General features: G+C 65.1%; 13 protein-coding genes. 11 read left to right on the forward strand and 2 right to left on the reverse strand.

What is annotated here, in order from left to right; translation table 11 throughout:
• Window positions 1–113 precede the first annotated feature (113 nt).
• Genes trbB through shn_RS22005 form a run of 11 tightly spaced genes read left to right on the forward strand, consistent with a single transcriptional unit; the run spans window position 114 to window position 9,702 of the window.
• Window positions 114–1,097 (forward strand): P-type conjugative transfer ATPase TrbB, encoded by a 984-nt coding sequence (gene trbB, locus shn_RS21955; RefSeq protein ID WP_064332292.1) that lies wholly within the window; start codon window positions 114–116, stop codon window positions 1,095–1,097.
• A complete protein-coding gene (locus shn_RS21960; protein ID WP_047167732.1) occupies window positions 1,094–1,426 on the forward strand; it encodes a TrbC/VirB2 family protein in 333 nt (110 codons plus the stop codon). The genes trbB and shn_RS21960 overlap by 4 nt, the downstream gene beginning before the upstream one ends.
• Complete coding sequence (locus shn_RS21965; protein ID WP_064332293.1) at window positions 1,426–1,707, forward strand: VirB3 family type IV secretion system protein; 282 nt, start codon at window positions 1,426–1,428, stop codon at window positions 1,705–1,707. Before shn_RS21960 ends, shn_RS21965 begins: the two co-directional genes overlap by 1 nt.
• 14 nt (window positions 1,708–1,721) lie before the next feature.
• On the forward strand, window positions 1,722–4,172 hold the full coding sequence (trbE, locus tag shn_RS21970) for a conjugal transfer protein TrbE (RefSeq protein ID WP_064332294.1): 2,451 nt from the start codon (window positions 1,722–1,724) through the stop codon (window positions 4,170–4,172).
• A gap of 5 nt (window positions 4,173–4,177) precedes the next feature.
• Entirely contained in the window at window positions 4,178–4,957 is a 780-nt protein-coding gene (gene trbJ / locus shn_RS21975) for a P-type conjugative transfer protein TrbJ (RefSeq protein ID WP_064332744.1), read from the forward strand.
• A 10-nt stretch (window positions 4,958–4,967) separates the two neighbouring features.
• A complete protein-coding gene (gene trbK-alt, locus shn_RS21980) occupies window positions 4,968–5,252 on the forward strand; it encodes a putative entry exclusion protein TrbK-alt (RefSeq protein ID WP_064332295.1) in 285 nt (94 codons plus the stop codon).
• A 3-nt stretch (window positions 5,253–5,255) separates the two neighbouring features.
• Entirely contained in the window at window positions 5,256–6,617 is a 1,362-nt protein-coding gene (gene trbL / locus shn_RS21985) for a P-type conjugative transfer protein TrbL (RefSeq protein WP_064332296.1), read from the forward strand.
• A complete protein-coding gene (gene trbF, locus shn_RS21990) occupies window positions 6,614–7,303 on the forward strand; it encodes a conjugal transfer protein TrbF (protein ID WP_064332297.1) in 690 nt (229 codons plus the stop codon). Before trbL ends, trbF begins: the two co-directional genes overlap by 4 nt.
• A complete protein-coding gene (gene trbG / locus shn_RS21995; protein WP_064332298.1) occupies window positions 7,300–8,280 on the forward strand; it encodes a P-type conjugative transfer protein TrbG in 981 nt (326 codons plus the stop codon). Before trbF ends, trbG begins: the two co-directional genes overlap by 4 nt.
• Window positions 8,277–9,461 (forward strand): TrbI/VirB10 family protein, encoded by a 1,185-nt coding sequence (locus shn_RS22000; RefSeq protein WP_064332299.1) that lies wholly within the window; start codon window positions 8,277–8,279, stop codon window positions 9,459–9,461. Before trbG ends, shn_RS22000 begins: the two co-directional genes overlap by 4 nt.
• A gap of 1 nt (window position 9,462) precedes the next feature.
• Complete coding sequence (locus tag shn_RS22005) at window positions 9,463–9,702, forward strand: DUF2274 domain-containing protein (protein ID WP_064332300.1); 240 nt, start codon at window positions 9,463–9,465, stop codon at window positions 9,700–9,702.
• Here the strand turns inward: shn_RS22005 and shn_RS22010 are convergent.
• Window positions 9,697–10,590 carry a LysR family transcriptional regulator gene (locus tag shn_RS22010; RefSeq protein WP_064332301.1) on the reverse strand — a complete coding sequence of 298 codons (894 nt, stop codon included), beginning with the start codon at window positions 10,588–10,590 and terminating at the stop codon, window positions 9,697–9,699. The two genes, shn_RS22005 and shn_RS22010, sit on opposite strands and share 6 nt — an antisense overlap.
• 143 nt (window positions 10,591–10,733) lie before the next feature.
• On the reverse strand, window positions 10,734–14,030 hold the full coding sequence (locus shn_RS22015; RefSeq protein ID WP_064332302.1) for a DUF499 domain-containing protein: 3,297 nt from the start codon (window positions 14,028–14,030) through the stop codon (window positions 10,734–10,736).
• Between the last annotated feature and the right edge of the window lie 11 nt (window positions 14,031–14,041).

Here is a 14,041-nt window from a genome sequence, read left to right on the forward strand (position 1 = left end):
ACGCCACGCTACTACGACGATCGATACTTGTTGAATCAGCCTGATTCACGGCTCTTTTAATCACCCCGATCCGGGGACCGTCTTTTTCAGCCCCGTCAGAAAGCGGGGCCGAAATGACCACAACCAGCCAGAAGCCGGAGGCGTTCGCGCGCGGTGCGCGCATGCTTCGCACCGCGCTCGGCTCGACCATCACCCATTTTCTCGAAGACCCGGCCGTCGTCGAAATCATGCTGAACCCGGACGGCCGTCTCTGGGTAGATCGCCTCTCCGAAGGGCTGGCCGATACGGGTGAGACGCTGTCGCCCGCCGATGGCGAGCGCATCGTGCGGCTGGTCGCTCACCATGTCGGCGTCGAGGTGCATCCGCGCAGCCCGCGAGTCTCCGCCGAGCTTCCTGAGACGGGAGAGCGGTTCGAGGGCTTGCTTCCGCCCGTTGTCGCCGCACCGGCCTTCGCCATCCGCAAGCCCGCCGTCGCGATCTTCACGCTCGACGATTATGTGGCCGCCGGAATCATGTTCGCCGACCAGGCGGCGACGCTACGCGCAGCCGTGATGGCGCGCGCCAATATCCTTGTCGCGGGCGGCACCTCCACCGGCAAAACCACGCTGACCAATGCGCTTCTGGCCGAGGTCGCCAAGACGGCGGATCGCGTCGTCATCATCGAGGATACCCGCGAGCTTCAGTGCGCCGCGCCCAATCTTGTCGCCATGCGGACCAAAGATGGAGTGGCCACGCTCTCGGAGCTGGTTCGCTCTTCGCTACGCCTGCGCCCCGATCGCATTCCCATCGGCGAGGTGCGCGGCTCCGAAGCTCTCGATCTCCTGAAAGCATGGGGAACCGGGCACCCCGGCGGCATCGGCACGATCCACGCCGGGAGCGGCATCGGCGCGCTGCGCCGCCTTGAACAACTCATCCAGGAGGCCGTCGTCACGGTCCCGCGCGCCCTGATCGCCGAGACCATCGATCTCATTGCCGTCCTCTCCGGCCGCGGCTCCGCGCGCCGGCTCGCCGAACTCGCCCGTGTCGAAGGGCTCGGCCCGGACGGCGACTACGCCATCACCCCCGCAACCCTTGACCGCACAGGAGCGCCAACATGATCCGCACCACTATGCGCGTTCGCCGCTATGCCGCGACGGCCGCCGCCTTCACCTACATCAACCTCGTCCTCGTTCCCGCCGCCCATGCCTCCGGCTCGTCCATGCCGTGGGAAGCACCGCTCCAGAAAATCCTCGAATCCATCGAAGGGCCGGTCGCCAAGATCGTCGCCGTCATCATCATTATCGCCACTGGCCTGGCGCTGGCGTTCGGTGACACGTCCGGCGGCTTCCGGAAGCTGATCCAGATCGTCTTCGGTCTCAGCATCGCGTTTGCGGCGTCGAGCTTCTTCCTGTCGTTCTTCTCATTCGGCGGCGGGGCGCTCGTCTGATGGTGGCGGCGCTCGAACAACTCGACGCGGTGCCGGGTTTCACCGTCCCGGTTCACCGGGCGCTGACCGAGCACATTCTGCTCGGCGGCGCACCGCGCGCGCTCGCCATCCTGAACGGCACGCTGGCCGGAGCCGTGGGCCTCGGCCTGCGCCTCTGGCTCGTGGGTCTGCTGATCTGGGTCGTTGGCCATATCGCAGCCGTGTGGGCTGCAAAGCGCGATCCGCTCTTCGTCGAGGTCGGCCGCCGCCACCTGCGCATCCCCGCTCATCTGTCCGTCTGAGGAGGCGCATCGCCATGATGAATCTTGCCGAATATCGCCGCACCGCAACCCGCCTCGCTGACTATCTGCCCTGGGTCGCGCTCGTCGCCGAGGGCGTCGTGCTTAACAAGGATGGCAGCTTTCAGCGCACGGCCCGTTTCCGCGGCCCTGATCTGGACTCCGCGGTCGCTGCCGAACTGGTCGCCGTCGCCGGGCGGCTCAACAACGCTTTCCGCCGTCTCGGATCGGGTTGGGCCATCTTCGTCGAGGCGCAGCGGCACGAGGCGTCGATCTATCCGGCAGACCTGTTTCCCGACGCAGCCGCGGCGCTCCTCGATGCCGAGCGCAAAGCCGATTTCGAGGAGGCCGGCGCGCATTACGTCTCCGGCTACTATCTCACCATCACCTATCTGCCGCCGGCCGAGGACGCCGCGCGCACCGAAGCCTGGCTCTATGAGGGCCGCGAACGCGCTGGCATCGATCCGAAGGAAATCCTGAACACCTTTGTCGACCGCACCAATCGCGTCCTGGCGCTGCTCGACGGCTTTATGCCGGAATGCCTGTGGCTCGATAGCAGCGAGACGCTGACCTATCTCCATTCGACCGTCTCGACCAAACGGCACCGCGTCCGCGTGCCCGAAACGCCGGTCTATCTCGACGCGCTGCTCGCCGACCAACCGCTCACCGGCGGCCTGGAGCCGCGTCTCGGAACGGCGCATCTGCGCGTTCTCACCATTGTCGGTTTCCCAACCGCGACCACACCCGGCATCCTCGACGATCTCAATCGGCTCGCCTTCCCCTATCGCTGGTCGACGCGCGCCATCCTGCTCGACAAGACCGACGCGACCAAGCTGCTGACCAAAATCCGCCGCCAATGGTTCGCCAAGCGCAAAAGCATCGCCGCGATCCTGAAAGAGGTGCTGACCAACGAGGCGTCCGCGCTGGTCGATACCGACGCCTCGAACAAGGCGGCGGACGCCGATCTCGCCCTCCAGGAACTCGGCGCTGACTACGCCGGCCAATCCTATGTCACCGCGACGATCGCGGTATGGGACAACGATCCCCGAATTGCCGACGAGAAGCTTCGCCTCGCCGAGAAAGTCATCCAGGGCCGCGACTTCACGGCCATGACTGAAACGATCAATGCCGTCGATGCCTGGCTGGGCTCATTGCCGGGACATGTTTACGCCAACGTGCGCCAGCCCCCGATCTCGACGCTGAATCTCGCCCACATGATCCCGCTCTCGGCGGTGTGGGCGGGGCCGGAACGGGACGAGCATTTCGGAGCGCCCCCCTTGCTGTTCGGCAAGACCGAGGGCTCGACCCCGTTCCGGTTTTCTCTCCATGTCGGCGATGTCGGTCACACGCTCGTCGTCGGCCCGACCGGCGCCGGCAAATCGGTGCTTCTCGCCGTCATGGCCTTGCAGTTCCGGCGCTACGCCGGTGCCCAGGTCTTCGCCTTCGACTTCGGCGGTTCGATCCGCGCCGCCGCGCTCGCCATGGGCGGTGATTGGCACGATCTGGGCGGCGATCTCACCGAGGGCGTGGACTCCTCGGTCTCGCTGCAACCGCTCGCGCGCATTCACGACACGCCCGAACGCGCCTGGGCGGCCGACTGGATCGTCGCCATCCTGATCCGCGAGGGCATCGCGATCACCCCCGAGGTGAAGGAGCACCTTTGGTCGGCGCTGACCTCGCTGGCATCTGCGCCGGTCGAGGAGCGCACGATCACCGGCCTCACGGTGTTGCTCCAAGCGAACGACCTGAAGCAGGCGCTGCGACCGTATTGCGTGGGTGGCCCCTATGGGCGGCTACTCGACGCCGAGGCCGAACATCTCGGCTCGGCATCGGTGCAGGCGTTCGAGATCGAGGGACTGATCGGGACTGGCGCGGCACCCGCCGTCCTCGCCTATCTCTTCCATCGCATCGGCGACCGTCTCGACGGCTCGCCGACGCTGCTCATCATCGACGAGGGCTGGCTCGCACTCGATGACGATGCCTTCTCCGGGCAATTGCGCGAGTGGCTGAAGACGCTGCGCAAGAAAAACGCCAGCGTCATCTTCGCCACGCAGTCGCTGTCCGACATCGACAACAGCAACATCGCCCCGGCCATCATCGAGAGCTGCCCGACAAGGCTCCTCCTGCCGAACGAACGCGCGATCGAGCCGCAGATCACGAAGATCTATCGGCGCTTCGGTCTCAACGACCGCCAGATCGAAATCCTCGCGCGGGCCACGCCCAAGCGCGACTATTACTGCCAGTCGCGGCGCGGCAATCGCCTGTTCGAGCTGGGCCTTTCCGAAGTCGGCCTCGCGCTCGCCGCCACCTCCTCCAAGACCGACCAGTCCGAGATCGCGCGCACCGTCGCCGAGCATGGCCGCGAGGGCTTTCTCGCCGCCTGGCTGCGCCTGCGCGGCGCCGAGTGGGCCGCGGACCTCATCCCTGACCTCACGAACCTCACCCCTCAGCAGTCCGAGAAGGAGTAATGACCATGAATACGCTTCGTTCACGCCCGCGCGCGCTATCGCTCGCGGCCTTCATCCTGGCGATACCGCTCGCCGCATCGCCGGTGCTGACCGCGCCAGCGCACGCGCAATTCGGCTTCGGCGGTATCGTCTATGACCCTACCAACTACGCCCAGAACGTCCTGACGGCGGCGCGTTCCCTCGAGCAGATCAACAACCAGATCCGCTCGCTTCAGAACGAGGCACAGAGCCTCATCAACCAGGCCAAGAATCTGGCGAACCTGCCATACTCGGCGCTCCAGCAGATTCAACAGAACGTCCAGCGCACCCAGCAGCTCCTCGGCCAGGCGCAGAACATCGCCTTCGACGTCCAGAACGTCGATCGGATGTTCCAGCAGCAATATGGCAGCGTCGCACTGTCGTCGTCGGACGCCAAGCTCATCACCGACGCTCGCTCGCGCTGGCAGAACACCGTCGGCGGTTTGCAGGACGCCATGCGCATTCAGGCCGGCGTCGTCGGCAATATCGACAGCAATCGTACGCAGATGTCGAACCTCGTCAGCCAGAGCCAGGGCGCGCAGGGTGCGTTGCAGGCGACACAGGCCGGCAATCAGCTTCTCGCGCTGCAATCGCAGCAGCTCTCCGACCTGATCGCGCTGATCTCCGCCAACGGCCGGGCCACGGCGCTGACTGACGCGGAGCGCGCGGCGGCGGCCGATCAGGGCCGAGAGCAGCGCCGCCGCTTCCTTACGCCGGGCGCGGGCTATCAGCCCGGCAATGCGCAGATGTTCGGTAACGGCAACTGAGATCGCGGTCATGGACGGCAAGATGCTGGCCCGGTTGGGCGCCATCGTTTTCGTATCGTTCGCCATCACAGCGACGGCGATCGAGATGACCCGGAAGGATGCGGCCCCTGAAACGGAGCGCACCCACGCTGTCGAACCCAAGCGCGATGCGCTCCGCGAAGGGCAGCGCCGGTGCCAGCAGCTTGGCCAGGCAGCGGCGAGCGATACCGACTGCATGCGCATCTGGGCCGAGAGCCGCGATCGCTTCCTCGGTCGCCCCCCGGCGCCTGCCGTCCCGACAACAGAAGGACGGTGAACCATGGGCGGCGCAGGTGTCATCGACAATTTCCTCGGGGTCTTCACCTCCTACATCAACAGCGGGTTCGGACTGCTCGGCGGCGAGGTCGCGTTCATCGCCACAACGCTGATCGTCATCGATGTGACGCTTGCCGCCCTGTTCTGGAGCTGGGGCGCGGAAGACGACATCATCGCCCGGCTGGTGAAAAAGACGCTCTTCGTCGGCGTCTTCGCCTATCTCATCGGCAACTGGAACAACCTCGCCAAGATCGTCTTCGACTCGTTCGCGGGCCTCGGCCTCAAGGCTTCCGGCACCAGCTTCACCGCACAGGATCTGATGCGACCCGGCAAGGTCGCGCAGACCGGGCTCGACGCCGCGCGCCCCTTGCTCGAATCCATCTCCGACCTGATGGGCTGGATCGCGTTCTTCGAGAACTTCATCCAGATCGCCTGCCTGCTGTTCGCCTGGGCGTTGGTGCTGCTCGCCTTCTTCATCCTCGCGATCCAGCTCTTCGTTACCCTGATCGAATTCAAGCTGACGACGCTGGCGGGCTTCGTCCTCATTCCGTTCGGCCTGTTCGGCAAAACCGCCTTCATGGCCGAGCGCGTGCTGGGCAATGTCGTCTCATCCGGCATCAAGGTGCTGGTGCTCGCCGTCATCATCGGCATCGGCTCAACGCTGTTCAGCCAATTTACGGCCGGCTTCGGCGGCGCAACGCCCACCATCGACGACGCCATGGTGATTGTCCTTGCCGCGCTATCGCTGCTCGGGCTCGGCATCTTCGGCCCCGGCATTGCTGCCGGTCTTGTCAGCGGCGGACCACAACTCGGCGCCGGTGCAGCGGTTGGCACCGGGCTTGCCGTCGGTGGCGCGGCACTCGCAGCTGGTGGCGCGGCAGGCCTTGCCCTGAAGGGAGGAGCGGCTGCGATGTCCGGCGGCGCTGCCGCCGTGCGGGGCGGGGCAGCAGCGGCAGGCGGAGCCGCCGCGGCCTACAGCGTCGGCTCGCTCGGCCAGTCCGGCGCAGCCGGTGTCGCCTCTGGTCTCGGCGGTGTCGCCCGCGCGGCCGGAGCAGCCACCGTATCACCCCTGAAACGTGCGACGGCGCGCGCCGCCGAAGGCGTCAAGTCCAGCTTCTCCAAAGGTGCGAAGGCAGGCTTCGGGGCGACGGGCGGCTCCTCGACCATGAGCACGATACCCGGCTCAGGCTCCGCAGGCGACGCCGCCGCCGCCGCGCCCCGCGACGGTCCGCCCGATTGGGCCAAGCGCATTAAGCGCCATCAGTCCCTCAGCCACGGAGCCACCCTCGCAGCGCATGCCGTCAAATCCGGCGACAGCCATGGCGGCGGCTCTTCCGTCAATCTCTCCGAAAGTAACCGCTCATGAGCCTCTTCAAACGACCCGCCGCCCACTATGGGAAATCGCCCGAACCCGAAACACCCTATCAGCGCGCAGCGCAGGTCTGGGACGATCGCATCGGTTCGGCCCGCGTCCAGGCCAGGAACTGGCGCATCATGGCCTTCGGCTCGCTGTTCCTGTCGGCCGGCTTCGCCGCCGCGCTGGTCTGGCAGTCGGCGCGCGGCACCGTCGTTCCCTGGGTGGTGCAGGTCGATCGACTCGGCCAGGCACAGTCCGTTGCACCAGCGTCGGCCGACTACCGGCCGACCGATCCGCAAGTGGCCTGGCATCTTGCCCGCTTCATCGAGCAGGTCAGAAGCATCCCGGCCGATCCGATCATCGTGCGCCAGAACTGGCTGCGCGCCTATGACTGGACCACGGATCGCGGCGCCGGTGCGCTCAACGACTATGCCCGCACCAACGATCCCTTCACCAAGGTCGGCAAACAACAGATCGCCGTCGAGGTTTCGAGCGTCATCCGCGCATCGGCGGATTCCTTCCGCGTGGCCTGGACCGAGAAGCGTTACGAGAATGGCCAGCTCGCGGGCACGGAGCGATGGACCGCCATCCTCACCATCGTCGTCCAGACGCCGCGCGACGCAGACCGGCTGCGCGCCAATCCGCTCGGCATCTACATCAACGCCATCAACTGGTCGCGGGAGATGTCCCAATGAGCACGTCTCTGCGCATGTACGGCTCTCCGGCTTTCCGTAAATCCGCTTTGGCGATGATGCTGCTCTCGGCAACGATGCTGGCGGGCTGCGCGACCTTCAAACCACCCACCATCAGCTACGACAGTGACGTGCCGCCGCTCCCAGCGGTGCCGGCGGCGGTCACGGAACAGCCGCCGCGTCCGCTGCACACGCCTCCTGCCTGGACGGTCGCGCATGGTGGAACCGCCGCGAATACGCCGGGCGGCCGCGTGGAAAACGCCAATGCTGCGGCGCGTGTCGAACCGCGACGCGAGGGCTATTATAACGCCATCCAGATCTATCCCTGGAGCGAAGGCGCGCTTTACCAAGTCTATGCCGCGCCCGGCCAGATCACCAACATCGCGCTCGAGCCTGGCGAAAGCCTGACCGGCGCAGGTCCAATCGCCGCCGGTGACACCGCCCGCTGGATCATCGGTGATACCGAAAGCGGTTCCGGCCTCTCGCGCCGCGTCCACATCCTCGTCAAACCGACGCGCCCCGACATCACCACGAACCTGGTCATCACGACCGACCGCCGCATCTACATGCTCGAGCTGAGGGCGGAGACGAAACCCTATATGCCGGCCGTTGCCTGGGCTTATCCCGCGCTACCGGCATCGCAACGTGGAACGGTCCCGGCGACGCCTATCATTCCCGCTGCCGGCGCCCGTCACTACCGCTACGGCCTCACCGGCGACACGCCGCCCTGGCGGCCGGTCGCCGTCTATGACGACGGCAGGCGTGTGTATGTCGAATTTCCACGCGGCATCGCTCAAGGCGAGATGCCGCCGATCTTCGTCCTCGGCACCGACGGCGAGCCGCAGCTCGTCAACAGCCGCATCTACCAAAACATCCTGATCGTTGACCGCATCTTCGGAGCCGCCGAACTGCGCCTCGGCAGCGGCAAGCAGCAGCAGACCGTCAGGATCGTGCGAACCGATGGGAAACCTGCATCATGAGCGACACCGACCACGACAATGCCGAACCGCTGGATCAATCGACCCCCGCCGTCGATACGTCATCATCCATGCGTCTGCGGGCGGAACCTCCGCGTGTCACCCGGCTGTCGCGCAAAGTGCTCGCCGGCGTCACCGCGGTTGCCCTCGTCGGCATCGGCGGCTCTCTCATCTACGCGCTCCAGACCCGAGATCCCGGCAAGAGCGCCGACGAACTCTATTCGACCGACAACCGCACCACGGCCGACGGCCTGGCCGGCCTGCCACGCGATTACACCGGCCCGGTCCTCGGCCCGGCGCTGCCTGGAGACCTCGGCCGCCCGATCGTCAGCGCGCAAAATCAGGGGCATCCTGTCGTGCCGCCCGCCATGGCGGCGCCGGGGCCTGATCCCGAGGAACAACGTCGCCTCGCCGAATTGGAGGCCGCTCGCACCAGCCGCGTGTTTTTCCAGGCTGGTCCGGCCGCAACCTCGGCGACCGCTGGCTCGAATGTCCCGGGATTTGCCGGCGTGGGAGCTGGCACACAACCAGGTGCCGAGACGGCTCAAGATCGACAACTCGCGTTCCTCAATGCTCCCGTCGACCGCCGCACCATTGCGGCCGACCGCATCATGGCGCCAGCATCGCCCTATGTCCTCCAGGCGGGCGCGGTCATCTCGGCCGCCCTCATCACCGGCATCCGCTCCGATCTGCCTGGACAAGTCACCGCGCAGGTGACGGAGAACATCTACGATAGCCCGACCGGGCGCATCCTCGTCATCCCGCAGGGCACGCGGATCATCGGCCAGTACGACAATAGCGTCCAATACGGGCAGAGCCGCGTGCTTCTCGTCTGGAACAGGATCATTCTCCCGAACGGCCGATCCATTGTGCTCGAACGCCAGCCCGGCGCCGATACCCAGGGCTATGCCGGTCTGGAAGACGGCGTCGATTACCATTGGTGGGACCTCGCCAAAGCGGCGGGGCTCTCGACGCTTCTGTCAGTCGGATCCGAGCTTGCCATCGATGACCAGGACCGGCTCCTGCGCGCCATCCGCAATGGCGGCCAGGACACGATCAACGATGCCGGTCAGCAGATCGTTCGGCGCCAGCTCAACGTCGCGCCGACACTGACGATCCGGCCCGGCTTCCCTGTCCGCGTGATCGTCACCCGCGATCTCGTCCTCGAACCTTACGGAGGCTGACATGACGAAATTGAAGCTCGGCCCGATCGCCGAGGAAAAGCCGGTGAAGGCCACGCTGGAACTGCCCGCGTCGCTTCACCGGGATCTCGCAGCATATGCCGAGCTGCTGGGAAGGCAGACCGGTCAGCCCGTGCGCAATCCCGTCCAGTTGATTGTACCGATGCTGGAGCGCTTCATCGCCACCGATCGCGGGTTCGCCAAGGCCCGGCGCACGAAGCCCGCGGGCGATGCCAGTTCATAAATCCACGCCCTGACGACGCGCCATCATTTTCGCCATGCTGACAAAGCGCCTGAGCGCCGGATTGTCGTTCTTTGGCGACCACACGCCGTTGAAGGGAAGGATCTCACCCGCGATCGGTCGATAGCAGATGCCCGGCACATAAGCCGCTGTCGTCGCTTCGCTCGTGACCGTAAGTCCGCTGCCGATCGCGACGAGCGTCAGCAGATTGTCGCGCCCGACAAGCTGCGCCTGAATCTTCGGGTGATGGCCGAGATCGGCGACCCGCTGGACCAGATAATCATGGACCTCCTGGCCCGGCGGTACATCGCTGACGATGAAGGTCTCGTGCGCCAGATCATGCCACTTCACCTCCTCCTTCCGGGCAAGGGCGTGTGCTTCCGGCAGCACCACGAAAACACGTTCCGACCAGAGGTAGGTGGTCTCGCATCGCGGCCACTCCAACGTCCCCGTCAGAAAGGCGATGTCCAACCGGAACTGCCGGATCGCGGCGACATGCTCCGCGGGATTGCCGTCAGCAACCTCGACATGCACGCCGGGGTGCTCTGCCGCGAAGGTCCGGAGAAGATCTTGCAGGAACCCCGAGGCCAGGGACGAGAAGATCCCCACGCGCAATTGACCTTCTGTGCCGCGACCCACCGCGTCCACGATCTCCGCGCCTTCATTGATGTATCGAAGAACCTTTTGGGCTTTCGACAAAAGCCGCTGTCCGGCAACGGTCAAGCATACACCGCCACTGTGACGGTGAAACAGTGCCGAGCCGAGCCCGTCTTCCAGGTCGCGTATCCGGCGGCTGATGGTGGACTCCTGTACGCCCAACGCTACGCCCGCCTTGCGGAAACTCCCATGCTCGGAAGCCGCCACGAAATACCGCAGATGTCGAAAATTCATACTCACACCTGGAAATCGTCCGGGGAGCCCCCTTATCCCGAATGCCTGACAAAGACGCTGCGAGGCTTGTCAAAGCGATTTCCCAGCGTGGCGACAAAGTTCGTCGGCGCACCCCGGCCATACCAGAGAGCGCCGACCGGCTATCACTCTACGGATTTCTCTATGAATCCAAGTGTATTGGCATTCTCGACCAGCGTCCGAACCTTGGCGCGATCGAGACCGTCCGGCACTTCGGCGTCAATCTCGAGCCGGATCTTCACCTGGCTGCCCGGCAACGTGGTGAGTTGCTCGACGATTGCTTCGACGATCTGATGGATGTCTCGGGCCGGACGCTCCGGTGAGATCATCACGGCGCCGGAGAAGCGCGTCGGCTTCTTTTCCGGTTGCGGAGCCGAGGGCACGTCATCCGCAGGCCGCCCATCAGGCGCCGGTGTGCTGCCGCCGGTTCCTGGGGTAGTGTCGCCGGACCCAGGCTGCACGGGAGCCGGACGATGCGCCTCGGCCACCTCTGGCCTCACGATGACGCTATCGCCGTCGATCACGACCACGGCGCTTACCGCGCGCTCGATCGCCAGCCCCAGATAGGTGTCCGACTTCTCGTCCCATCGCTCTGCATAGGCGAAGGGGCCAGGCAACATGCCGTTCACGGCAGCCTGCACAGCCTTGATCAGGACGCCCTGATCCTTGATGCGCGGCAGATAGATGTAGCGGTTGAGATATTCCCGTAGATCTTTCAGCGACAACCACGGCTTGTCGTTCCAGATATATTTCTGGAGGTCACGGTCGAGGCGCGACGGCCCTAATTCCGTGAGCAGGCCCTCCTCGGCCACCAACTTCTTGCTGACCCGCGCCAACAAACCGTCCTGAGCCGGGATTTTGCCCGATACCCACTCCCAATCGGCTTGGGCGCTCTCCTGGGCGGGATAATGGAGATAGCACCACGCCTCCTTCAGGCGGGTCTTCATCGTCTCGTTCGCTTCGGCCAGTTTCGTCTTGGCCAACGCGCTATCGCTCTGGGTAAGGTTTAACCGCTCCGTGTCGCGGACGATCTCCCCCCAGGCCAGCGAAGCACGAACAGCGTCTTTCAGATGATCGAGCTGACGGCTTTCCGCGGCAATGAACACCAGCATGTTGCGATAGACGCGCGGCGTGCTGCCGCGCTGCGTGAGAATGTCCTTGGCCTCGACCAGCGCGTCAGAGCCATCGCGGCCATTGTGGGGATATTTGACACCCAGCACGACGGCGCGAACACCGCCGGCTTCATCGGGAACTTCGGCCGACGAGGCTGGCGCGACCTGCACGGCATCGAAATGCCCGCGATCGGCAAGGCCGTTCACATATCTTCCGAGTTCCGCATCGATCGTCACATCGACCAGCGCTGCCTCGATCTGCGCGGCCTTATCTGCCGCGATACGATTGAGGCTCGCCGACATCGAGTACCAGTACCGGCCAAGATCGGCGTGCATGAACTTGGCCTGGTTGGTCAGCCGCCTGAGCGCATCGCCGAAGATCGTCGGGCGTTCGCCAGGCTGTACGACGCCGAGGTTGATCTGCTTGTCGTCGAGACCGGTGTTCTGTTGCTGCGCCGTGGGCGCGGTGCCCATGAAGATCGCGCGCGCGACGCGCCGCGTCGCCGAATAGCGGTTCAGGTTGGGCGCCGACTGATCGACCTTGTAGGGCGTGGACGTCGTGCCATCGACATCGCCGGCGATGATCGCCTGCCAACTCACGTCAAGATAATGGAGCAGTTCCGGCTCCACGCGCGGCGAACTTACCGCCACGCTGCCGGGCATGATCATCACCGACGGATCGGCATTCATCCATAGCTCGTGAATGGCCTGCGCCATCAGGCGGAGCACGCCGCGTGTGCGCTGGAACTTTTCGAGCGAACCCCAGCTCGTATAGAGCTGGTCGAACAGCTCGGGGTGGATTGGATACGCCTTCTCCAGCTTGCGCCGGTAATCCTCGTCCGCGCAGCCTTGCGGGAAATCGTTGGCGTTCTCGCGGTAGAGCTTGGCGAACTGCTTCAGCGTGTTGTCACGGTGATGGAACTTGTCGCCGGGGATGTCCTTGAACAGCCGCCGCCTGACGATCTCATAGCTCTCCTCCTGGCTCGCCGGCCGCCACGAGGACTCCACGCGGCTAAAGGTCTGCTTGAGACGCGCCAGCGCTTCCTGACCGCCTTCGCCGCCAACCTCGATCTGCGAGGCCGGCAAAGATGCGACTAGCAGTGTACCGGGGCTGGCCTTGACCGCCTCGGTCAGCGACTGGACGAAGGACAGGTTGGCATCGAACGACCCCGAGGGCAGCCCCTCAACCTTGTAGATCTGACGTAGGTAAGCGACCCATTCGTCGATCAGGATCAGGCAAGGCGCATATTTCTTGAAGAGCGCCTCCAGCAGATTCGAGCCCGGTGCGATGCCGCTGGCGTCGTTCTCCGCCACCATGGCGAAAGCGTCGGCGCCGCCGAGCTGCCAGGCGAGTTCACCCCATGTCGTGCGAATCTTGCGGTCGCCCTCGGCGTGGAGCACGTCCTGCGGTCCACGCGATGTGCCGACGAGCACGGCGCGGTTGATGGCATTCGGCACGCTGAGCCCCTGCTTCTCCAGCAGTTGATCGAGGCCGGAAAGGTCCTGGACCGGGGTCGGCCCCGCCATGTGATAGAGCGCCAGCATCGAGTGGGTCTTGCCGCCACCAAAGTTGGTTTGCAGTTCGACGACGGGATCGCCGCCGCTGCCGGACAGCCGCTTCGCAGCACCGACCAGCAGGGTGCTCAAGCCCTCCGTCAGATAGGTACGGCTGTAGAACTGACGCGGATCGCGGTATTCCGGCGGCGCGCTCCCCGAATGCACCTTGGCGAGGTCGGCCGCGAACTCCGCCTGCTGGAACTCGCCGGTGGCGACATCCTGGTGTGGCTCGACGATTTCGCGCCACGGCAGCAGTCCCGCCACGGTCTCGACAGAAATCTCAAGACGCTGGGTTTTCCGCCGTTCCTCGTTGCGCTGAAGCTCGGTAAACTTCGTGCGCAGGATGGTGTCGCGCATCTTGCCGAGCTGCTCGGCTGTCTCGCCGGCGCTGATTGCCTCCATCAGACGCCGCATGGAATCGAGCGCGCGTTCGGCGTCGTCGTAGGTGAAGGTCTCGTTGTGCGAGAGCTTGTTGCGGACGTCGCCCAGTTCATTGACCAGCGACCGTTCGGCGCGGCCGAGAACCGCCTTGAACGCCTCGCTCCAGAAGCGGTCCATCGCGTTGAACAGCGCGGCCTGGTCCCAACCAACCTCACCGTTGCTGTTGGGGCGCAGGTTCGGCAGCTTCTCCAGAACCTGGACCTGCCAGTGCCCCTTGAGCGAGGTTTCGAGCCGCTTTTCAACGAAGGGGATCAGCGCCGCAGGCAGCAGCTCCATACCCTCAAACACATATTGGCGCGTACTTTTTGCCACGTCCCGTTCCC

It is taken from the genome of Shinella sp. HZN7, assembly GCF_001652565.1.
Taxonomy (GTDB): Bacteria; Pseudomonadota; Alphaproteobacteria; order Rhizobiales; family Rhizobiaceae; genus Shinella; species Shinella granuli.